General features: G+C 70.9%; 21 protein-coding genes. 6 read left to right on the forward strand and 15 right to left on the reverse strand.

Going from position 1 to position 20,652, the window contains the following annotated elements; genetic code table 11:
* Positions 1–34: 34 nt before the first annotated feature.
* Together ACQ0O7_RS27180 and ACQ0O7_RS27185 are read right to left on the reverse strand one after the other, a co-directional pair.
* Positions 35–1,054, reverse strand: coding sequence for a glycoside hydrolase family 5 protein (locus tag ACQ0O7_RS27180; RefSeq protein ID WP_430785676.1), 1,020 nt, complete (start codon positions 1,052–1,054; stop codon positions 35–37).
* 11 nt (positions 1,055–1,065) lie between these two features.
* On the reverse strand, positions 1,066–1,920 hold the full coding sequence (locus ACQ0O7_RS27185) for a family 43 glycosylhydrolase (protein WP_430785678.1): 855 nt from the start codon (positions 1,918–1,920) through the stop codon (positions 1,066–1,068).
* 112 nt (positions 1,921–2,032) lie between these two features.
* On the opposite strand from ACQ0O7_RS27185, the gene ACQ0O7_RS27190 reads away from it, so the two are divergent.
* The gene (locus ACQ0O7_RS27190) at positions 2,033–3,406 is read left to right on the forward strand and encodes a family 43 glycosylhydrolase (RefSeq protein ID WP_430785680.1); all 1,374 of its coding nucleotides are present in this window, start codon (positions 2,033–2,035) and stop codon (positions 3,404–3,406) included.
* A gap of 467 nt (positions 3,407–3,873) precedes the next feature.
* Here the strand turns inward: ACQ0O7_RS27190 and ACQ0O7_RS27195 are convergent, their stop codons facing one another.
* The 4 genes from ACQ0O7_RS27195 to ACQ0O7_RS27210 all read right to left on the reverse strand — a co-directional run bounded on the left by ACQ0O7_RS27195 (position 3,874) and on the right by ACQ0O7_RS27210 (position 7,330).
* Positions 3,874–4,230, reverse strand: a complete 357-nt coding sequence (locus ACQ0O7_RS27195; protein ID WP_430785682.1) for a hypothetical protein — start codon at positions 4,228–4,230, stop codon at positions 3,874–3,876.
* Between the two features lie 74 nt (positions 4,231–4,304).
* Positions 4,305–5,606 (reverse strand): ATP-binding protein, encoded by a 1,302-nt coding sequence (locus ACQ0O7_RS27200; RefSeq protein ID WP_430786285.1) that lies wholly within the window; start codon positions 5,604–5,606, stop codon positions 4,305–4,307.
* Positions 5,607–5,648: 42 nt separating this feature from the next.
* Positions 5,649–6,320: a response regulator transcription factor gene (locus ACQ0O7_RS27205; RefSeq protein ID WP_430785684.1), complete on the reverse strand. Its 672-nt coding sequence runs from the start codon at positions 6,318–6,320 to the stop codon at positions 5,649–5,651.
* 53 nt (positions 6,321–6,373) lie between these two features.
* A complete protein-coding gene (locus ACQ0O7_RS27210; protein ID WP_430785686.1) occupies positions 6,374–7,330 on the reverse strand; it encodes a 3,4-dioxygenase subunit beta in 957 nt (318 codons plus the stop codon).
* A gap of 133 nt (positions 7,331–7,463) precedes the next feature.
* Here ACQ0O7_RS27210 and ACQ0O7_RS27215 point away from each other — a divergent pair, with 133 nt between their 5' ends.
* Entirely contained in the window at positions 7,464–8,666 is a 1,203-nt protein-coding gene (locus ACQ0O7_RS27215) for a LolA family protein (RefSeq protein ID WP_430785688.1), read from the forward strand.
* 980 nt (positions 8,667–9,646) lie between these two features.
* Here the strand turns inward: ACQ0O7_RS27215 and ACQ0O7_RS27220 are convergent.
* Genes ACQ0O7_RS27220 through ACQ0O7_RS27240 form a run of 5 tightly spaced genes read right to left on the reverse strand, consistent with a single transcriptional unit; the run spans position 9,647 to position 13,739 of the window.
* Positions 9,647–10,357 carry an HAD-IA family hydrolase gene (locus tag ACQ0O7_RS27220; protein ID WP_430785690.1) on the reverse strand — a complete coding sequence of 237 codons (711 nt, stop codon included), beginning with the start codon at positions 10,355–10,357 and terminating at the stop codon, positions 9,647–9,649.
* A 23-nt stretch (positions 10,358–10,380) separates the two neighbouring features.
* A complete protein-coding gene (locus ACQ0O7_RS27225) occupies positions 10,381–10,908 on the reverse strand; it encodes a hypothetical protein (protein WP_430785692.1) in 528 nt (175 codons plus the stop codon).
* Positions 10,905–11,369 (reverse strand): hypothetical protein, encoded by a 465-nt coding sequence (locus ACQ0O7_RS27230; RefSeq protein ID WP_430785694.1) that lies wholly within the window; start codon positions 11,367–11,369, stop codon positions 10,905–10,907. The genes ACQ0O7_RS27225 and ACQ0O7_RS27230 overlap by 4 nt, the downstream gene beginning before the upstream one ends.
* 58 nt (positions 11,370–11,427) lie before the next feature.
* The gene (locus ACQ0O7_RS27235; RefSeq protein WP_430785696.1) at positions 11,428–12,435 is read right to left on the reverse strand and encodes a tetratricopeptide repeat protein; all 1,008 of its coding nucleotides are present in this window, start codon (positions 12,433–12,435) and stop codon (positions 11,428–11,430) included.
* A complete protein-coding gene (locus tag ACQ0O7_RS27240; RefSeq protein WP_430785698.1) occupies positions 12,432–13,739 on the reverse strand; it encodes an AAA family ATPase in 1,308 nt (435 codons plus the stop codon). The genes ACQ0O7_RS27235 and ACQ0O7_RS27240 overlap by 4 nt, the downstream gene beginning before the upstream one ends.
* Before the next feature lie 451 nt (positions 13,740–14,190).
* On the opposite strand from ACQ0O7_RS27240, the gene ACQ0O7_RS27245 reads away from it, so the two are divergent.
* The gene (locus ACQ0O7_RS27245) at positions 14,191–14,895 is read left to right on the forward strand and encodes a DivIVA domain-containing protein (RefSeq protein ID WP_430785700.1); all 705 of its coding nucleotides are present in this window, start codon (positions 14,191–14,193) and stop codon (positions 14,893–14,895) included.
* Here the strand turns inward: ACQ0O7_RS27245 and ACQ0O7_RS27250 are convergent.
* Entirely contained in the window at positions 14,796–15,347 is a 552-nt protein-coding gene (locus tag ACQ0O7_RS27250) for an alpha/beta fold hydrolase (RefSeq protein ID WP_430786287.1), read from the reverse strand. The genes ACQ0O7_RS27245 and ACQ0O7_RS27250 overlap by 100 nt on opposite strands.
* Between ACQ0O7_RS27250 and ACQ0O7_RS27255 the strand changes: the two genes are divergently transcribed.
* Positions 15,342–15,470: a hypothetical protein gene (locus ACQ0O7_RS27255; protein ID WP_430785702.1), complete on the forward strand. Its 129-nt coding sequence runs from the start codon at positions 15,342–15,344 to the stop codon at positions 15,468–15,470. The genes ACQ0O7_RS27250 and ACQ0O7_RS27255 overlap by 6 nt on opposite strands.
* Positions 15,471–15,615: 145 nt before the next feature.
* Here ACQ0O7_RS27255 and ACQ0O7_RS27260 read toward each other — a convergent pair whose 3' ends face one another.
* From ACQ0O7_RS27260 to ACQ0O7_RS27270, 3 genes are all read right to left on the reverse strand, one after another.
* Positions 15,616–16,572: an NlpC/P60 family protein gene (locus ACQ0O7_RS27260; RefSeq protein WP_430785704.1), complete on the reverse strand. Its 957-nt coding sequence runs from the start codon at positions 16,570–16,572 to the stop codon at positions 15,616–15,618.
* Positions 16,573–16,744: 172 nt separating this feature from the next.
* Positions 16,745–17,656: a M56 family metallopeptidase gene (locus tag ACQ0O7_RS27265; RefSeq protein ID WP_430785706.1), complete on the reverse strand. Its 912-nt coding sequence runs from the start codon at positions 17,654–17,656 to the stop codon at positions 16,745–16,747.
* On the reverse strand, positions 17,653–18,006 hold the full coding sequence (locus ACQ0O7_RS27270) for a BlaI/MecI/CopY family transcriptional regulator (RefSeq protein WP_430785708.1): 354 nt from the start codon (positions 18,004–18,006) through the stop codon (positions 17,653–17,655). The genes ACQ0O7_RS27265 and ACQ0O7_RS27270 overlap by 4 nt, the downstream gene beginning before the upstream one ends.
* A gap of 73 nt (positions 18,007–18,079) precedes the next feature.
* Here ACQ0O7_RS27270 and ACQ0O7_RS27275 point away from each other — a divergent pair, with 73 nt between their 5' ends.
* On the forward strand, positions 18,080–19,492 hold the full coding sequence (locus tag ACQ0O7_RS27275) for a cytochrome ubiquinol oxidase subunit I (RefSeq protein WP_430785710.1): 1,413 nt from the start codon (positions 18,080–18,082) through the stop codon (positions 19,490–19,492).
* 8 nt (positions 19,493–19,500) lie between these two features.
* Positions 19,501–20,481 (forward strand): cytochrome d ubiquinol oxidase subunit II, encoded by a 981-nt coding sequence (cydB, locus tag ACQ0O7_RS27280; RefSeq protein ID WP_430785712.1) that lies wholly within the window; start codon positions 19,501–19,503, stop codon positions 20,479–20,481.
* Positions 20,482–20,652: the final 171 nt, after the last annotated feature.

Consider the following 20,652-nt stretch of genomic DNA (forward strand, 5'->3'; position numbering starts at 1 on the left):
CGCTGAGCCTGCGGCGGCGGTCGACCGGGATCGGTCAGAGGCCCCAGCCGTAGCGGAGGCGGTCGCGGCCCGAGTTGTTGCGGACGGTCAGGTTCAGGTCGGTGCCGGAGCCGGACAGGGCGAACATCGAGTAGTAGTCGTAACCCGAGGTGCCGGTCGGTTTGCCGCCGATCGCCGGCCAGTACGTGCCACCCATCCGGTTGTCCCGCATGACCTGGGTGATCGCTCTGATGTGGCGTACGAAATTGTCGGTGCTGTTGGCGTCGGCGTAGTTGAGACCGGTCGACATCGGGGCGCCGAACTCGGTGGCCACCGCCCGGGAGGCGCAGTTGCCGAGCCGGGTCTGGATGTGGGTGCGGAAGGCGTCGTAGGTCATCGCGCTGTAGAAGAACGCGTAGTGGTGGAACGAGAGCAGGGTGCCGTTGAAGCGGCTGTCGTTGCACACGTCCCGCAGGTCCTGGCTGTAGCCGGTGCCGCCGATCAGGGTGCGCGCGGGCACCGCCGAATAGTGGTAGCTCATCCAGTTCGCGGCCACCGTGCGCCACTCCGCCGAACTGTAGCCGTGCGGCTCGTTCATCGGCTCGAAGTAGACGTTGGTGTTGGCGCCGTACAGGTAGGTGACCCGCGACCACATGGTGTTCCAGGCCGCGATGTTGGTGATCCGGCCACCGGAGGCGGCACCGTCCTCCCAATACGCCAGGATCACCTTGAAACCACGGGCGGTGGCCGCGTCGATGGCGCCCCGGTAGGCCTCCCACCACGCCGTACCGACGGTGTGGGTGTTGATCGGCAGCCGGACCGTGTTGACGCCGATCGTGGCCATGTCGTCGTAGAGGGCGTTCGCCTTGGCCCGGACGGTGGCGTTGCTGTCCGAGGCGCTGAGCCCGGACACGACCAGCGGCCCGGTGCTGAAGTTGTCGCCGAGCACCGCCCAGTTCACACCACGGAACTGGCTGGTGACGGCGGCCGCCGGTGCGGAGGTGACGGCCAGGCCGCCGATCGCGGTGAGGGCGGCGGCCAGGGGGATGAGGAGGAGCCGGCGCAGAGGTGTCATGGGGGATCCAATCAACGGGGGATGGCGGTGCCGTGCCGGCAGCCGGAGCAGCCGACCGCGCTCAGACCGGTCCAGGTGTTCAGGTCGGAGCTGGTCGCGGTCCAGAGGCCGCCGTTGGTGTACTTGTCGACGTAGATGCGGTAGCGGCCGTCGTCGAGGCGGACCAGGGACGGGCCCTCGTAGCCGGAGGTCCACAGGTTGCCCCGGTTGATCCAGCCGCCGGTGAGCCGGTCGGTGCTGGTCCAGTGTTCGATGTACTTGGTGGTCTCGTTCTTGACGAACGAGTGCCAGGTGCTGCCGGACTTCACCACGTACGCGTCGATGTGGTTGAAGCCCAGCCCCCACATCTGCTGCGGTCCGCTCCACGAGGTGAGGTCGGTGTTCCGGGCGGTGTAGACGTACGGCCGGAAGCACTGTGAGCAGGTCGTCTGCGCCACGTTGGCGATGATGTTGACGGTGTTGCCCTCGATGTGGAACTCGGGCGCCCAGGTGAACCTGGTGCTGCTGATCCCGGACGGCACGGTGGCGATGTTCGTCCAGGAGCGCAGGTCGGTGCTGCGGGCCACGGCGAAATAGGTGGAGTTGGTGGTCCAGGACTGCCAGGTGTAGGCGATGAAATAGGTTCCGCCCCGCTTGATGATGCTCGGGTCACGCAGCACCCCGGTCGGTCCGCGGAAGTCGGTGTCGTACAGGACGCTGTAGTTCAGCCCTCCGTCGGTGGACTGGTAGACCCACAGCTCCTGGTCCGCTGCACCGTCCCCCTTGAAGGTGGTGTAGATCAGCGTGGTCGCCGCGGCGGCCGGCCGGGGAAGGGCCAGCCCACCGAGAAGCAGCGCCACCAACGCGACGAGCACACGAGTACGCATGAGGTGAAATATCTGCAGTGGACTGGGACAAGTCCATGAAGCGAGCAGGGCCGCTCAGGTCCGTTCACGGTCGAACATTGACTCGACTCGATCGTGGCGGAGAGGATCACTCATGCCTCGCACCCCGCTCGCCGCCGCCGTGGCGCTCACCGCACTCGTCTTCGCGGTCCCGGCGCTCATGAGCCCACCCGCGTCCACACCCACCTCCGCCGCTCCCCCACCCACGATCGTGCCGGTCGTCGACCAGAACTTCGCCGACCCCGACGTGATGAGGGTCGGGCGGACCTATCACGCGTACGCCACCAACAGCGACGGCCGGAACATCAAATGGGCCACCTCCACCGACCTGATCTCCTGGACCGTGCAGGACGCCGACCCGCTGCCGGTCCTGGGCGCCTGGGCCGACCCCGACTGGTCGTTCCCACCCGGCGGGCCCGGCGACCACGGGGTCTGGGCGCCCGAGGTGTTCGCCACCGGGCCGCGCGGCTTCGTGATGTGGTACACCGCCCACGACCGGGCCTCCGGCAAGCAGTGCATCGGCGCGGCCACCGCCACCGCACCGGGCGGGCCGTTCACACCCCGGGACACCCCGCTGGTCTGCACCCCGGAGATCGGCGGGGCGATCGACGCGTCCTCGTACACCGAGCACGGCCGCCGCTACCTGCTGTGGAAGAACGACGGCAACTGCTGCGCCCAGGACACCTGGCTGCGCCTGCAACAGGTCAGCGCCGACGGGCTGCGCCGGGTCGGGGCGGAGACCCCACTGATCAAGCAGAACAAGCCGTACGAGGGCACCCTGGTCGAGGCCCCCACCCTGTGGAAACGCAACGGCGTCTACGTGCTGTTCTACTCGGCGAACTTCTTCGGCAACGGCAGCTACGTCAGCGGGTACGCCACGGCGAAGAACCTGCGGGGCCCGTACCGGAAGGCGGAGGCCCCGCTGATGACCACCGACAAGTTCGGCGGTGAGGTGCGCGGCCCCGGCGGCCAGGACGTGGTGACCGGCCCCGACGGCCGCGACCGCATCGTCTTCCACGGCTGGAACACCGGCTTCACCTACCGGGCGATGTACTCCCAGCGCCTGGACTGGCACGGCAGCCGCCCGGTCGTCGAGGGCGCCCGGATCCGCTACGAGGCCGAGGACGCCGACTTCACCAGGGCCAACGCCCGGTACGCCACCGGCGGCGCCAGCAACGGCGTGGTGGTCGGCGGCATCGACTTCGCCGACACGCGGGTGACCTTCCGTGTCCACGTCCCGCGCTCCGGCACCTACCGGCTGCACACCCGCTTCGCGAACGGCTCGGCCCCCGGCGACCACACCCTGACCGTCAACGGCACCCCGTCCGGCACCGTCGACTACCCGCTGACGGGCTGGGACAACTGGCAGACCACCAGCCGCGACGTCACCCTCAAGGCCGGGCCCAACACGATCTCGTACGGCAAGGGCGCCAACTACGCCGAGTTGGACGCCATCGACATCTCCTGACCCCCGGCAAGGTTTGGCGGAGGGTCCCGGCCGGCGTCCGGCTCCGGGTTCAGCGTCATTCTCAACCCGTTGCCGGTACGCCGTTCGGGCCCCCGGAATCGGGTGGCCCCGTCGGGTCCGCGCGAGGTCGGCCGCACACCGGACCGTCCGGCGACCGCCGGGCGAATGCGGTGCTCCCCGGCAGTCCACCCCAGCGCCCCAGCCCCCGAACCGCCCCAGCCCTCGACCCCGAGCCGCCGACCACCCCGAACGACGACGAACCGGGCCCCTCCCCGGCCTTGGCAAACCACCAGACCACGCAATACGTCCGCACCCGACGGCCCACCGACGCGGACGTCCACCCACAAACCGCAAACGTGCGCACCCGACCGGGCCATCGGCATGGGCAGTCGCTCACGAAGCGGGAACGTGCGCACCCGGCGGGGCTGCCCGGGAGCCGAACTGGGCGTTTGGAGCGCTCCGCCGACCTACTTGCAGGCCTCGGAGACCTTGAGGGCGGCGGTGCTGAACGCGCCGGCGTCCGGGATCTGGCCGTTGCCGGCGGTCAGGGTCTTGCTGAAGTCCTCCATGACGGTGGCCAGTTCGTTCGACGAACTCTGCACGTCACCGCCGGCGTCGGCGCCCGCCGTCCGGATCCGGGCCGCGCCGTCCGCATAGGTCTTGGCGATGGCGGCCGGGTCGGACACCTGCTTCATGCCTTCGGTGGCGATGGTGTTGAGTTCCTTGGTGATGGTCTCGCACGCGGCCGTGTCGGCGCCGGAGCAGCCGGACAGCAGTGCGGTGGCCAGAACGCCGGCACCCAGGACAGCCTTGAGTGAACGCATGACGCCTCCCCGTGATCTTGATGAAAGAACGAGTCGGCACCGTAACAGCGGTCCTCGACGACCGCCAAAATGTCCTATCCGGGTAGTCGGACGACCACTCTCAGCCCAGGATTAGCGTCACCCAGCGTGACCGTACCGCGATGTCTGCGCACCAGTTCACCGACGATGGCCAGGCCCAGGCCGGAGCCTCCGGCATCCCGGGCGCGGGCGTCGTCGAGCCGGGTGAACCGCTGGAAGACCCGCTCCCGGTCGGCCTCCGGAATGCCCGGCCCGTCGTCGATGACCTCGACCACCAGATCCGGGCCGGCCGCGTAGGCGCGCACCGTGACCTTCGACGCTTTGTGACGCTCCGCATTGTCCAGAAGGTTGGTGATCACCCGGGCCAGAGCGTCCGGCTCGGCCTGGGTGAGCAGCGGCACGCCGGGATCGTCGAAGACCACGCCGGGATAACGCTCGGCGGCCTCACCGACGAACTGGGCCAGGTCGATCTCCTCCAGCCGGGTGGTGAGCACCCCCTCGTCCGAGCGGGCCAGCAGCAGCAGGTCGTCCACCAGCCGGGACAGTCGCTGCACGTCGGCGAGCAGGTCGTCGGCCAGCTCCGGCCAGTCGGTGTCGTGCGGCAGGTGCTGCGCCACCTCCAGCTCGGTGCGCATGTTGGTGAGCGGGCTGCGCAGCTCGTGGGCGGCGTCGGCGACGAACGCGCGCTGCCGGGCCCGGCCCGCGTCCAGCCGGTGCAGCATGTCGTTGAGGGTCACCGCGAGCCGGTGGATCTCGTCGCGGCCGTCCGGGACCGGCAGCCGGCCGGCCCTGGTTCCGCCGGTGATCTCCTCGGCGCCGGAGCGCAGCGCGTCCACCGGGCGCAGCGCCGCGCCGAGCGCCCGCCACAGCCCGGCCGCGAGCAGGATCGTCAACAGCGGGAACCCGATCAGCAGGGTGGCCCGCAGCACGTGCACGCTCTGGGTGACCTGCAGAGTGGACTGGGCGACCAGGATCCGCAGCGGCGCGGTCGGCGGCCCGGCGGTGACCTGCACGACCCGGGCCTCACCCTGGTATCCGATCCGGGAGCCGGGGATCCGGCGGCTCGCACCGTCGGCCAGTCCGTCCAGCTCCCGCTGGTACAGCATGGGCACCAGCCGGTCGGCGGTGGCGGACACCGCCCGGACCGTGTTGTTCTCGTCGATCACCTGGACCTGCACCCCGGCGGTGACCGGGATCGGGTTGGGCAGCGAACCCTGGTCGACGAGCGCCGCCACCCCGCGGGCGGTGGTCATCGCCTCACTGTGCACCGAGCGGATCTGCGCGTAGCCGAGCACGGCGACCAGCAGCACCCCACCGGCGGCCAGGCCGAGGATCAGCCCGGCCACCGAGACGAGCAGCAGCCGGGCCCGCAGGCTCAGCTCCTTGACCCGGCGCAACATCTATCCGCCCGGGGTGACGATGGCCAGCCGGTAGCCGGCGCCACGGACCGTCTCCAGCCGCTCCCGGCCGATCTTGCGGCGCAGGTAGCCGGCGTAGACCTCGACCGCGTTCGGCGCCGTCTCCAGGGAGGCGTCCCACACGTGGTCCAGCAGCTCGGTCTTGGAGACGACCTGGCCGGGGCGGCGCATCAGATACTCCAACAGGGCGAACTCGCGGGCGGTCAGGGTCACCTCCGCGCCGCCGACCAGCACCCGGCGCTCGGCCGGATCCAGCTCGACGTCACCGAACGCGAGGACCACCGGACGGGCCTGGGCGCCACGTCGCAGCAGGGCCCGGAGCCGGGCCAGGAGCACCACGTACGAGAAGGGTTTGGTCAGGTAGTCGTCAGCCCCGCAGTCGAGACCGTCGGCCTGGTCGTACTCCCCGTCCTTGGCGCTCAGCATCAGCACCGGCAGCCAGTGGCGCTCGGCCCGCAACTGCCGCACCACCCGGTAACCGGACAGGCGCGGCAGCATCACGTCGAGGATCATCGCGTCGTAGCCGCCGTGGCGGGCCATCTCCAGACCGTCCTGGCCGTCGGACGCGATGTCCACCGCGAACCCCTCGGCCTGCAATCCGCGCCGCAGGGCGGCGGCCAGCCGCGCCTCGTCCTCCACCACCAGCACCCGCACTCCCACACCTTGGCACGCCGATCGGGCGCGGGACAGCGGCTCTCAGCGTGATCTCAGCGGCTCGGCGGCGGCCCACCCGGCCCACCGCTCGGCGGCCGGCCACCGGGTCCACCGCTCGGCGGTGCCCCCATCCCGCCACCGGGCGGTGCGTCGCCACCACCGGACGGGGTGGTCGTGGTGTCCACGCCGACGGTGAGGGCCACCTCGAACCCGCTGACCACGTCGCCGGTGACGAGGGCGAGCTGGGTGGCGCCGGAGTCCTCCCCGAAGACGTTGTCGCCGGCGAGCGTGACCTGCCCCAGGTTGGTGACCGAGTCCTCGTACCCGGGCTGCTTGTAGATCTCGTCGCAGATGTCCTTGGGCAGCGCCACCTGGGAGGTCGCGATGGCGTTCGACGCCTCGGTGATGCTCGCCTGGTCCGGATAGACCTCGAAGTGGACGTGCGGCCACCGCCCGCTGTAACAGGCCGGGAAGACGCTGGTGAAGGTGACCGTGCCGTCGGCGTCGGTGATCTGCACGCCGCGCAGGTAGTTCTCGCCGGTGATCCCGTCGGAGTAGAGCGAGTACTTCCCGGCCCGGTCGCAGTGCCACACGTAGACGGCCGCCCCCGCGAAGGCCGCCGCCGACTTAGCCAGGTCCTTGACGGTCAGCACGAGGGTCATCGGGACGCCTTCGGCGGTCCCCTCGGCGTCGCCGAAGCTGGAGCGGATGTCACCGCGGATCACGCCGCTCTCGGTCAGCACGTTGGGGCCGTTGGAGCCGTCGCCCGGGTACGGGCCCGCGGTCTCCTCCGGAATCTCGGTCAGAGTCGCGCTCGCCGAGGTGCCGCCGGTCGCGCTCGGAGTGGCGGTGTCCTCCCCTCCGCAGGCGCCCAGGCCGAGCGCCACCGCCCCGATGCCGAACGCCCTCAGCACCTGCCGGCGCCGCATCGTCCCGAGGTCGAACCCGAGACCCTGGTCGAACACTTCCTCGTCGGGTTTGGGCAGCTCACGCCCCTCGTACGTGGTCATACGTACCCTCAATCGTTTTGTCTTGTATTGGTCTTTTAAAGCTATATGACCCTGCTCCCTTAGGGGTTCCTCTCAGCCGGATCACAGCGGAGCCGGAGCACGATGGGTCGCAGAGATTCGGGAGGTGGACATCGTGTCCGTATTGAGGTCCAGGCCCACCCTGCGCTGGCTGGTCCCGTCGGCCGCCGCAGTCGTGGTCATCGGGGGCGGCGCAGCGGCCGGCACCATCGTGGCGAACGCCGAACCGGGACTGCCCGAGCGCAGTGCCGCCCAACTGCTCGTCGACCTGCAGAGCGCCGAGATCGACGGGCTCTCCGGCACCGTGGTGCAGAGCTCCGACCTGGGGCTGCCGGGCATCGCGGGGCTGCTCGGAAACGTCCAGGGCGGCGGAGGCGGCGGTCTCACCAGCCTGATCGCCGGCAACAACACCGCACGGGTGTGGGTCGCCGGTGAGGACAAGGCGCGGTTCGCGCTGGTCGGCACCAGCGGCCAGACCGACGTGATCCGCAACGGCACCGACGTGTGGGTCTGGGAGAGCACCCAGAACACCGGCACCCACCTGAAACTGCCGGACGTCAAGCCCGGTGAGAAGCCGGCCCCGTCGGCCAGCGAGGCGCCGGTCACCCCGCAGGCCGCCGCCGACGCGGCACTCGCGGCGATCGACCCGACCACCGCGGTCGCCACCACCGGGGCCGCCCAGGTCGCCGGGCGGGACGCGTACGAGCTGGTGCTCAGCCCCAAGGACACCGCGTCCCTGGTCGGCCAGGTGCGCCTGGCCGTCGACGCCGAGGAGCACATCCCGCTCCGCGTCGACGTCTACGCGAAGAACACCACCAAGCCCGCGTTCCGGGTGGCGTTCGAGCAGATCAGCTTCGACGTTCCGGCCGACGAGCAGTTCACGTTCAACCCGCCGCCGGGCGCCGAGATCGAGGAGGCGAAGGTTCCGGCCGACGCTCTCGACAAGCGGCACCAGGCCGGCGCGGAGGGCAAGGAAGAGGCCAAGAAGGCTCTCGAAGAGGCCCGCAAGTCCGGTGGCGGCGACGGCTTCAAGGTCGTCGGCCAGGGCTGGACGTCGATCATGGTGGCCGAGGGCGCCCCGACCAAGGGCGACCTGTCCAAGCTGACCGGCGAGGCCAAGGCGGAGTCCCCCGAGGGCGCCGACGCGGCAAAGCTGGCCGAGGACTTCCTCGGCACCCTCCAGCCGGTCAGCGGCGACTGGGGCAGCGGCCGCGTCCTCAGCGGCTCACTGTTCACCGTACTGCTGACCGACGACGGCCGCGTCCTGGCCGGCCTGGTCACCCCGGAGGCGCTGTACCAGGCCGCCGCCAAGAAGTAGATTCCCCGGCACATCCCGAGGGCCCCCACCGCGTCGCGGTGGGGGCCCTCGCCCGTCCCCACCCCGCCGCGTCCCGCCCCGCCGCGTCCCGCCCCGCTTGGGCCCAGCCCCGCTGCGGCCCCGCCCCGCTTGGACCCAGCCCCGCTGCGGCCCCGCCCCGCCCTCACCCCACCCGCAGCGCACCGCACCGCACCTCCCGCTGCTAGACAGAACGTTCGGTCTCGCCCCATCCCACTCCACCAACCGCACCGTGCCACTTCACCCCACACCACCCACCACCAGACAGCTCGTTCGGCCTCACCCCGCCCCCGCCCTCACCGCACCCCACCACCCACCACCAGACAGAACGTTCGGTCTTGCATGACCGATCGGAAGAACGTTCAGCCTTGGTCGCCCCTGAGGAGCCCTCCCCTTGGCGGCTCGGCCCCGCCGTCAATTCCCCCGCGTGAGCGTCCTCTGCGGCGGATCTTGGCGGATTTACCACCGTCTTGAGACTTCTCCTTGGCCGCCGGCACGCGAGCGGTCCCATTCCCGCGCGAGTGTCCGCCCCCTGCTCCCAATCCGGCCGACCTTGGGGGATTTACCACCGTTTCCGGTGGTAAATCCGCCAAGATCTCAGCTGGACGGGGTGCCCGCGCGCGGGATTGACCGCGAGTGATCAGGCGGCTGGGAGCAAGGCTCGACATGGCGACAAATCCTCCATGATCGAGCCCCGACAGTCTCCCCGGAGAGGGTGACCGGGGGCTCGGAAGCCAGAAGACGGCACCAAGACGACGCTAAGCGGAAAGAACGTTCGTTCTCGCGGACTTCAATGGCCGCACAGAACGTTCGTTCTCGCGGACCACCTCGACTGGATCAAGCGTTCGTTCTCGCGGACCGCCCTCGGCCGGATCAACGTTCGAGCTTGCGGGCTGCCGTGGCTGGATAGAACGTTCGTTCTTGTGGATCGACTCGGCTGGATCAATGTTCGAGCTTACGGGCTACCGCGGCTGGATAGAACGTTCGTTCTTGTTGGGTTTGTCGGCGGGCCAGCCGGGCGGCACCTCTTCGAGAGTGCGGATGCGTTCCACGTCTGAGCCCCTGTACCGGTCGTCGCGGTCCAGCAGCAGCGCGGGCAAGCCGGCGGCCAGTGCGCCGCGCACGTCCTTGGACAGCGAGTCGCCGACCATCAGCACCTCGCCCGGTGATGCGCCCAGCCGGGCGACGGCGTGCTGGAAGGCGCGCGGATCCGGTTTGCCGGCCGGCAGTTCCGACGACGTGATCATCAGGTCGATCTCGGTGGCCAGGCCCACTCGTTCCAGTTTCTGCCACTGCTGGTCCCGGTCGCCGTTGGTCAGGATGCCGGCGGTCAGCCCGGCCGCCCGCACCCGCCGCAGCGTCGGCAGCGCGTCCGGGAACGCGATCCAGCCCGCCTCGTACCGCTCCAGATAGCCCTCGAACAGCACGTCCGCCTCGGCGTCGGACAGGTCCCGGTCGAGGAACTCCCGTACCCGGTCCCGGCGCTGACCTTGGAAGGTGGTCTCGCGGCGCTGGCGGCGGGCGAAGTGGCGTTCGGAGATGGCGGCCCAGCGGCCGGGCACCCCGGGGTCGTCGATGCCGAGTGTCGCCGCCCAGGCGATGACGGCCGTCCGGGCGGCGCGGGCCTGGTCGACGAGGGTGTCGTCGAGGTCGAACAGCACGGCCCGCAGCACCCGCCGATCATGGCGTGGGCGGGTCAACAGGCGGTCGCCTCGATCGGGAGCGGACCGTCCGTGTAGACGGCGACCTGGACCGACTCGACTCCGGGGGCGGTCTTCACTGCTGTCACCGGGGTGCAGTCGAAGTCACGGCCTGTGGTGGACACGGTCGCGTATTCGCGGATGGTCTCCCGGGTGACGACGGACGGCACCGGATCACCGGCGTCGGTGAATCTCTTGGTGTATTCCGCCCACGCCTCGTCGCGGGTACGCAGGATCGGTTTCCCCTGGGCGGCGGGCAGCCCGTCCAGTGCGGCCCGGACCGATTCCTTCTGGTCGGCGGTGGCCGGCAGGACGAAGAACACCCGGACCTCGTAGCGCTCGACCGGCACGTGCCGCCAGCCGGCTGTCAGCAGGGCGGCGACCGCCACTCCGGCTCCGGCCAGGGCGGAGACACCGGCGATGATCAACCGGCGCGGAAGGGTGGACGGCTGTCTCCCGGTGACCGGCATCTCCGGCTCGGTGGCAGTGACGGTGACCGGTGCTTCCGGCTCGGCGGTTGTCACCTGCACCCCAGGGCGAAGAGCCGGCCGTCGCCGCCGTCGGTGCGGAACACCGTGAGGTTGTCGACGCCGGGATAGTCGACAAGTGGTACGACCTCGTCGCAGTCGAAGTCACGGCCGACGGTGACGGCTGTGACTGTTTCCGGCATGTCGGCGGCGCTGACACTCTCCGGCACGGTCATGCCCTCGTTCTCCGTCCTCGCGCGTACTCGCTCGAAGAACATCTCGCGGGTGTCCACGGTCACCGCCGTCTCCGGTGACAGGTCCTCCAGGACGGTGCGGACCGCCGATGACTGCTCGACGGTCGTGGCGGCCCCGAGACGGACCTCGACCCGGTACTCGTGTTCCGGGACGAAACGCCAGCCGGTCAGGGACAGGGTCGCCACGGTCACCGCGGCGCCGGCCAGCAGGGCGCCCCCGGCGATGGCCAGGTTCACGGGCCAGGCCCGCCGTTGATCGATCACGACCGCAGAACTTAACGGACCCGGTGCCGCCCGGCCGCCCCGGCCCACAAGACGCCCGTCACGCCTTCTGTTCGGTGGCGCCGGCGGCGAGCAGGGCCACGGTCAGGCCGGCGGCCAGGGCCAGGGTGGACCATCGGGGGGTCAGGGCGTACCAGCTGAGGACCGGGACCGACCAGCTCGCGGCGATCAGGCCGGCGGCGACCGCGCGACGGGTCCGGGCCGGCAGGAGGCCCAGGCACAGCCACGGCAGGCGGCCGGCCGGGACCAGTACCCGTACCGCCAGCCCGGCCGTCACCAGGGCCATCACCACTGCCGCGCCCCGGGACAGCAGCAGCGCCGGGCCCCACCAGGTGCCGATCGACGCCAGTACGGCCACCAGCGGCACCCCGGCCAGGAGACCTCGGCGCAGACCGGCCAGCAGGCCACGGATCGGCCAGGTGAGGGCGGGGGCGCCGTACCGGTCGGGGTGGTCGGCGGCCAGCTGCCGTAGGCCGCGCATCGCGTCCCGGACCCGCATGGTCTCCGCGTCGAGCAACGCCATCATCCAGCGGCTCTCGGTGTCGGCCGGGTCTTCGGCGAGTGCGCGGGCGGTCGCCTGGCGGGCGGCGTCCCGGCGGCCGGCGTGTCGTTCCACTTCGGCCAGGGTCATCAGGTCGGGTACCGAGTGCGGGGCCAGGGTGATGGCCCGGCCGGCTGCTTCCCGGGCCGTGCCGAAGTCTTTGCGGACGGTCAGGCAGCGGGCCAGCACCCGGTGGGGTTCCGGCCGGGACGGCGCGAGCCGCACCGATTCGCGGGCCGCGGCCAGGGCTTCGTCCCAGCGGGACAGCACGAGCAGGCATTCGGCTCGTTCGATGTGTACCACCGACTGACCGGGGGCGGCCGCCACGGCGGCGTCGGCGTATTCCAGGGCCCGGGTGACGTCGCCCCGCAGCCGCCGCAGGCCGGCGAGCAGGCCCAGCAGTTCGGCGTCGTGCGGGGTGTCGACCAGCCCGGAGCGGACCTCGTCCTCGGCCTGGTCGAGCCGGCCCACGTCGGCGAGCGCGCGGGCCCGGGCGGCCGCACTCAACGGATCTTGCGCTTTTTGAGGTAGGCGGCCAGGTCGTCGTACTCGCCGCTCTCGTTGGCGAACATCGCCACGTTGCGGGCGGTGCTGAACCACGCGTCGGTGGACGGCCGGACCTCTTTCGCGGCGGCCAGCATGTCCGCCTGGTTGATCATGCGGATCTCGCCGGTGGCGATCGAGTCGCGCATCGCGTATTCGGCGGCGGTCTCGCACACGTGGGCCAGGTCGGCGCCGGAGTGGTGTTCGGTGGCGTCGGCGACCGCGCCCAGGTCGATCCCGGCGACCGGGCGGTCCCGCAGGTGGTATTCCAGGATGGCGGCGCGGGCCGGGCGGTCCGGTGGGAGCACCAGCACGGTACGGTCCAGCCGCCCCGGCCGGCGCAGCGCCGAGTCGACGTCCCAGGGCGCGTTGGTGGCGGCCAGCACGAACACGCCGTCGTTGCCGCCGTCCACGCCGTCCAGTTCGGTCAGCAGTTGATTCACGACGGTACGCATGGACGACTGCAGTTGACTGCGCTTGTGCCCGAGGGCGTCGATCTCGTCCAGGAACAGCACGCAGGGGGCGTGCCCGCGGGCCGACTCGAACAGGTCGTGCAGGTTGCGTTCGGAGCTGCCGATCCACATGTTCAGCACGTCGGTGATGCTCAGTGAGACGAACGCGGCGCCCATCTCCCCGGCGATCGCCCGGGCCAGGAACGTCTTGCCGCAGCCGGGCGGCCCGTACAGCAGCAGCCCGCCGCGCAGGCTCTTGCCGAACAGCGAGCGCAGTTTCGGATTCCGCAGCGGCCCCAGGAACGACACCTCGAGACGTTTCTTCACCTCGGCCATGCCACCGACGTCGGCGAGGGTCACCGTGGACCGCTCCACGTCGAACGCCCGGTCGTCGTCGCCGCGCACCGGATCCGGTTCCCCGTCGCGCGCGAACCGGGGCGGCACCACGTCGCCGAACTGCTCCTCCATGGCCGCCCAGTCGATCCCCGCCCCGGGCTTTCCGGCGGGCTTCGGGGAGGCGTCCGGGGAGGGACCGGGCGTGCCGGTGGGCGGCGCCGGCGGGGCGGTCGCGGTGGGTTCCGCTTGCGGAGACACCGGATTGTGTACGGCCGGAGCAGCCCCGCCCAGCGCCCGGCCCATCAGGTGTTGCGCGGCGGTGTTGCCCGGTTCGCGAGCCAGGACCTGAGCGGCGTGCCCGATCGCCTCCGCGCCACGGCCGGCCGCCACCAGCAGCTCGGCCAGATGCAGCCGCAACGTCGGGTCGTCCGGTCGCGCCTCGACGGCCGCCGCCAGGCTGTTGATCAAGGCATCGCTCATGACACGCGATTATGCCCGCACCGCGCCGCGCGGTACGGGTCAGCCGGGCCGGTGCCCACACCCCGGCCGTACTCCGGTCCTTGCCCGGCTCCGTCCCGGCTCCGCTTACCGGAGGGTTACGCCGAGCGCGGACCGTGATCTTCACCTCTCCTGGATGGCGCCCGAAACAGTGGTGGATTCGGTGACGCCCATCACACCGATGCCGGACTCGCCAAGAAGTTGCGCAAGGGTCGCGTCCGATGGCCTCTGCCTGCGTTTATACGGCCGGAGTGACCGGATGATCCGGTACCGGTAACGCCGTCGGGGGTGCGGCCGCCGGTTACGCTCCGCGGGCGGGCGTTCGATGGCGGGCGGTCGCCGGCCACTGCGCTGGGTAAGGTCGCCCGGCGGTGGTGCTGTCGTCAATGACGCCGGGGGACACGGACGGCCCCGGCGGGAAACGAGGAAAACTGTGCCGATCACTCCCGCTGACATCCACAACATGGACTTCAGGAGGCCGCCGATCGGGAAACGCGGCTACGACGAGGAGGAGGTCGACGCCTTCCTGGACGAGGCGAGCCAGGAGCTGGTCCGCCTGATCGAGGAGAACAGCGTCCTCGCCGATCGTCTGCGCCGCGACGGCGGTCCCGCCCCGGACCCGGCGGCCACCACCGTGCTCAACGGTGACGCGGCCGAGCTGGTCGAGCTGACCGCCCGGCTGCGCCAGATGCGTGAGGGGCTGGCCCGCGCCGAGCACGACGCCCGCGAGGTGCAGGTGCAGCTGGAGCGCGCCCGCGACCAGGCCCGGTCGGCTCCCCCGCCCGCGCCGGCCGCGTCGCCCGACAACGACCGGGTGCTGATGATGGCGCAGCGCACCGCCGAGGATCACGTCCGGGACGCCCAGATGGAGTCGGACGTGCTGCTGTCCGACGCCCGGGCGAAGGCCGACCAGGTGACCGGTGACGCCCGCCGCACCGCCGGCGCGATCGAGGCGGACGCCCAGCGCAACCACTCCGACGCGATGGACGGCCTGGCCCGGGACCGGGCCGCGGCCCTGGACGAGATCGACCGCCTGGGTCAGCTCGCCGTCGGGTACCGGTCGGCTCTCGACGACCACGTCCACCGCCAGCTGCGCGACCTGGACGGCACCCCGGCGATGCCCCCGGTGACCCCCTGACCCCAGTTCCAGCGTGGTGACTTCCGGCGCGTCTCGCGCCGCGACTCACCACGCTCGAACCGCCTCCCCCGAGTGTGCCGAGCCGCGGTCCGGAACGCACCGCAACGCGGCACACCAGAACCAGCACCCGATCGCGTGCCGCACCGCGGTTCGGGACTCGCCGGGGCGCGGCGCGGGATCAGCTCGGCACCCCACGGGCGGGTGGTGGGGCCGGACAGCCCGACCCCGGGGATCGCCGGGACGACCACGTGGAAGTGCCGGGCGAGCGGGCCGATCACGTTCAGGAATTCGACGGTGCTGCCGGGCCAGCCGTGGGTGAGGATCAGGGGCAGTGCTTTCGGGTCCTCGGGACGGCGTTGAGTTCGGCCTCGTGTGCCCGCCAGTCGAAGTCCAGCCAGTGGCCGGTGAGGGCGATGCCGTAGCCGCTCTCCCAGACCGCAGCGCACGTGCATCACCTGGTCACCGAGGGTTTCGGGGCGGTCGGCGCGCGCGGCTACCACTTCCGGCTGCTGACCTCACTGGCCGAGGAGGGGCCGGCCAGCCTGCGCAAGCTGCTGGACCACCACAGCCGGTGACGGACCGCTCAAGCCCGGCGGTCGCGGCACGGTCCGGGCGGGCCGCCCGGCTCGCGCGGACGAAGCGGGGCCTTCGTGGGGCGTACCAGATGAAAGAAGAAGACCGCCGTCAGCAGACGACGGCGGTCTCTCTCGCAAGGTTTCGCTAGCCGGGCCGGCGGTAACCGGCGATCGGCCCACGATCGATGCTGGCCATCCGCACGTGGTCGCCCGTGTGCGGTGCGTGGACCACCTTGCCGCCGCCGATGTAGAGGGCGACATGGTGTAGGTCCGAGTAGTAGAAGACCAGGTCACCGGGCTTCAGATCGGCCTGGCTGACCGGGGTGGTGGCACCCCACTGGTTCTTCGTGTAGTGCTCGAGCCGCACGCCGACCGAACCCCAGGCCTCCTGCGTCAGACCCGAGCAGTCGTAGCTGTTCGGGCCGTTGGAGCCGAAGACGTAGGGCTTGCCGATCAGGTCACACGCCTTCTGGGCGGCACGGCCACCCTTGTCGTTCGTGTAGGTGACCGGGCAGGGACCGGTGCGCAACGGGCCGTCCGAGGCGTCGGAATTCCCGTACGCGGTGATCCGAAGTTTCTGAAGCTTCGTGATCTCCTTCTCGATCGCCGTCTTCTTGCCCTTGAGATCGGTGTCCCGGATCGCGATCTCGGACTCCATCTTGTCGACCTCGGCCTTGTCCGCCGCGTACTTGTCGCGCAGCTTCGTGACCTCTTCGATCGACGCCTTCCGGGTGCGGGTGAGCTGGTCGAGAAGCGTCAGCTTGTCGGCCAGGCCGTCCGGGTCACCGGTCAGGATGGCGTTGGCCACACTCGGTGGCCCCTGGATGTACGCGTCGGTCGCCAGCCCGCGCACCTCCACCATCGCGGCGTCCACCTGTTTCTGGAGCGGCGCGAGAGTTTTCGCCAGCGACTTCTGCTCCTTGCGGAGTTTGGTCAGCTTGACGTGGTTGCCGTTGTAGTCCTCGATGACGGGTTCGAGCTTGTTCCACTCCTCGTCGATCTGCTTCTCGACATCGGACGGTGACGGAGTGGCGTAGGCGACAGCGGGACCCGTGACAACGATGCCCACCGCGACCACCAGGGCCGTCAGCAGGTTGCGCATTCGTCTCACGACAGGTGCGTTGTCCTTTCATCCGACAAGGCGGCGGTCCGCCAGATCGGCCGGGTGACCGATGGGGGGCTGGGCGGACCGGGGACCACCGTACTCGGATCATCCCGGCAAATGAAGGTCGCACAAGTGGACATACGGTATGCGCGGCGCCTGTAACGGACGGTCACTGGAACGGCCAGGCGTCCAGCGCCCGCGCCAGCCAGGGCACCACCAGGATCACTGTGGGTAGTACCAGCAGGCCCGCGGCGGCGGCGGTGGCGGCCACCGTGACAGCCCCCGAACCGGTCGCCGGACCGTCCAGGCGGGCCAGCCGGCGACGCCGGGATTCACCCTCCGGGTCGGCGGTCACCTCCTCCGCCAGGGGGACGGCGTCGGTCATCCGGGCGAGCGCGGCCCGCAGCGGCGCCGGCCCGGTGCGGCGGCGGGCGGCGTCGTCGGCGACCATCTCCAGCAGCAGGTGGACGGCGTCCAGCGGGGCCTTGGACCGCAGCGGCGCCGGGACCGCCTGGTAGAACGCGGTGAACGACTCCATCACCAGCTCGTGTTTGTGCCGCAGGTGGGCGCGCTCGTGGGCGAGCACCGCGTCCACCTGCTCGCGGTCGAGCACCCGCAGCACCCCGTCGCTGAGCACCACCCGCGGGTCCCGGCCGGGCACGCAGTAGGCCAGCGGCAGCGGCGCGTCGAGGACCCGCACCTCCTCGCCGGTCAGATCCTCGTGGCGTTCCACCCGGTCGAGCAGGTCGACGAGGGTCCGGTGCCGGTCCCGGCGGGCATGGGCGCGCGAGGTCACCCGGACGAGGGAGACGATCAGCCGGATCACGATGACCGCGGCCACCGCGAGGGAGAAGAGCAGGGCCGCGACGGTCTCCGGATGCCGGGCCCCGGCCGCGCGGGAGGCCTCCTCCGGGGCGGCGAGGACCACACCGAGTGCGCAGAGTACGGCGGTCAGGGTGAGCGACTGCCACAACAGCACCCCGGCGACCGGCGACCGGTCGGTCCAGCGGGCGGTGGCCAGCAGCTTCGGCGCGAGCAGGGAGAGCGTCAGCCCGAGGGCGCCGAGCAGGAGGGCGGTCACCGCTCGATGTTACGGGCCTTCTCGATCGCCGCCCTCAGCGCTTCGGGTGGCAGCTGCCCGACGAAGTACGCCAGGGCGGCGTCCTGGTCGGGGGTGGCGCTGAGCGCGTCGAGCATCACCCCCGCGGTCATCTCCTCACGGGTCTGCGCGGGGGCGTACCGATAGGCGCGATCGGCTTTCTGCTGCAGGACCAGGCCCTTCTTGGCGAGCCGGTCCAGGACGGTCATGACCGTGGTGTACGCCAGATCGCGATCGCGGTTGAGCAGCTCGTACACCTGCCGGACGGTGAGGGCCTCGCCCGCGTCCCACAGTTTCGCCATGACCTCACGTTCGAGGTCGTTCCTTGCCATGTACGCCACTCTACTTCAAACCGTCGTACTACACGTCGTAGTATCTACTACGAATCGTCGTAGAGGGGTTCCCATGGACGTGCTCGATCTGACCCGGCTGCAGTTCGCGGTCGTGACGATCTACCACTATCTGTTCGTCCCGGTGTCGATCTGCCTGTCCGCCACCGCGGCCGGATTCCAGCTCGCCTGGATGCGCACCGGCAGGGACAAGTACCTGCACCTGACCAAGTTCACCGGCAAGCTGCTGATCGTCACGTTCGCCGTCGGCGTGGTCACCGGGCTGGTCCAGGAGTTCCAGTTCGGCCTCGGGTGGAGCGCGTTCGCCCGGTTCTACGGCGACGTCTTCGGTCCCACCCTGGCGATCGAGGGCATGCTCGCGTTCTTCCTGGAGGCCACGTTCCTGGCCCTGTGGTACTTCGGGTGGGACCGGCTGCCCCGCCGGATCCACGCCGCCACCATCGTGGTCGTCGCGGTCGGGACGCTGCTGTCGGCGTACATCATCCTGGCCGCCAACTCGTTCATGCAGAACCCCGTCGCGTACGCCCTCGACCCGACCACCGGGCGGGCGCACCTGACCAGCTTCGCCGATCTGATGACCAACGAGGTGCTGTTCGCCGCGTTCCCGCACACCATGGGCGGGGCGGCGATGGCCGGCGGCGGCCTGCTGATGGCGATCGGGATCTGGCGCGCTTCGGCCGATGTGGCGTTCCGCACCCTGTCCAAGGTCGGCGCGTGGACCGTGCTGATCGGCGGGGCGGTCACCGCGATCAGCGGCGACCACCTCGGCAAGGTGATGACCGCCGTGCAGCCGATGAAGATGGCCGCCGCCGAGGCCCTCTACGAGACCACCTCCGCCGCGCCGTTCTCGATCTTCGCGATCGGGGAACTCGGCCACGACCGGCCGTTCTTCAGCATCGAGATCCCCGGCCTGCTGTCCTTCCTGGGCACCGGGTCGTTCACCGGCACCGTCCAGGGCATCGACGATCTCCAAGCCCTCTACACCGAGATGTACGGGCCGGGCAGCTACGTGCCGATGATCCCGGTGGCGTTCTGGACGTTCCGGTTCATGATCGGCGCCGGGGTGCTCGCGATGGCCCTGGCCGCCTTCCACCTCTGGTCCACCTGGGACACCACCCGCCGCGTCCCGCTGCTCCCCCGGTTCCTCCAGCCCGGCGGTGGCACCCCGCGCTGGCTGCGCCGGTTCGTGCTGCTCGCCCCGGTCCTCCCGGCCGCCGCCAACGCCTTCGGCTGGATCTTCACCGAGACCGCCCGGCAGCCGTGGATCGCGTTCGGCATCTCCAAGGTCGAGGACGGCATCTCGCCCGGCCTGACCAGCCCCGAGGTGATCGCGTCACTGGCCGGGTTCACGCTCGTCTACGGCCTGCTCGCGCTCGTCTGGTACCGCCTCGTCGTCCACCTCTCCCGGCAGCCGCTGGCGCCTCCCGTCTCCTCTTCCGAGGAGCCCGACCCGGTCCCCTCGTACTAGGAGCTTCGGTGATCACGTTCTGGTTCGCGGTACTGGTTCTGGCCTGGGTGCTCTACTTCGTCCTGGAGGGCTTCGACTTCGGTGTCGGCGTCCTCGGCCCCGTCCTCGGCCGTGACGAGCACGAACGAGGAGCCATCGTCCGTACGGTCGGCCCGTTCTGGGACGGCAACGAGGTCTGGCTGGTGGCGGCCGTCGGAGTCACGTTCGCCGCCTTCCCCGACTGGTACGCCGCCCTGATGTCCGCCCTCTACCTGCCGATGGTGCTGATCCTGCTGCTGCTCGCGATCCGCGGGGTGTCCCTGGAGTTCCGCGGCAAGCACGACTCACCGGTCTGGCGGCGGCGCGCCGACCAGCTGCTCGCCTGGAGTTCCGGCGGCATCGTGCTGCTCTGGGGCGCCGTCCTCGGCATCCTGGTCGACGGTCTCGCGCTGCGCGCCGACGGCGAGGTCACCGGCACCGGGCTGGCCCGCAGCCTGAGCCCGCTGGTCAGCCCGGCCGCCGGGATCGGCGCGCTGGCCGCGCTGGCCGCCGCGATCCTGCTCGGCGCCACCTTCCTGGCGCTGCGCACCACCGGCCCGGTGCGCCGCCGGGCCCGCGACGTGGCCCGGCACCTGGGCACCGGCACCGCGGTCGCCCTGCTGCTGGCCGGGGTGATCACCGGCAGCCGGCTGACCCTGGCCGCCGCCGCGCTCGCCTTCGTCGCCGGCCTGCAGGCCCGCCGGTCCCGGGAGGGCACCGCGTTCGCCGCCGTCGCCACCGCGGTCGCCGGTGCGGTAGTCGCCGTCTTCACCGTCCACGGTGACGTGGTGCTGCGCAGCACCCTGAACCCGGCCTGGTCGCTGACCCGCGAGTCGGCGGCGGCCGGCCCGGAAGCACTCAAGATCATCACCGTCGCCGGAGTGCTGATCCTGCCCGGCGTGCTCGTCTACCAGGCCTGGTCGTACTGGGTGTTCCGCCGCCGCGTCGCCAGCGAACGGGTCGCCTCGTGACGACCGTCGCCACCCCGTCCCCCGTCCCGGTCCCCCCGCCGTCCTCGTCACCGGGCTCGTCACCAGTTTCAACGCCGGCCTCGTCGTCGGTTTCACCGGCTTCGTCGGCCTCGTCGTCGGCTTCGTCGGCTTCGTCCAGAGCGAAGGGTCCGGTCGATCCGCGCCTCCTGC

Source organism: Actinoplanes sp. G11-F43, assembly GCF_050589265.1.
Classification (GTDB): Bacteria; Actinomycetota; Actinomycetes; order Mycobacteriales; family Micromonosporaceae; genus Actinoplanes.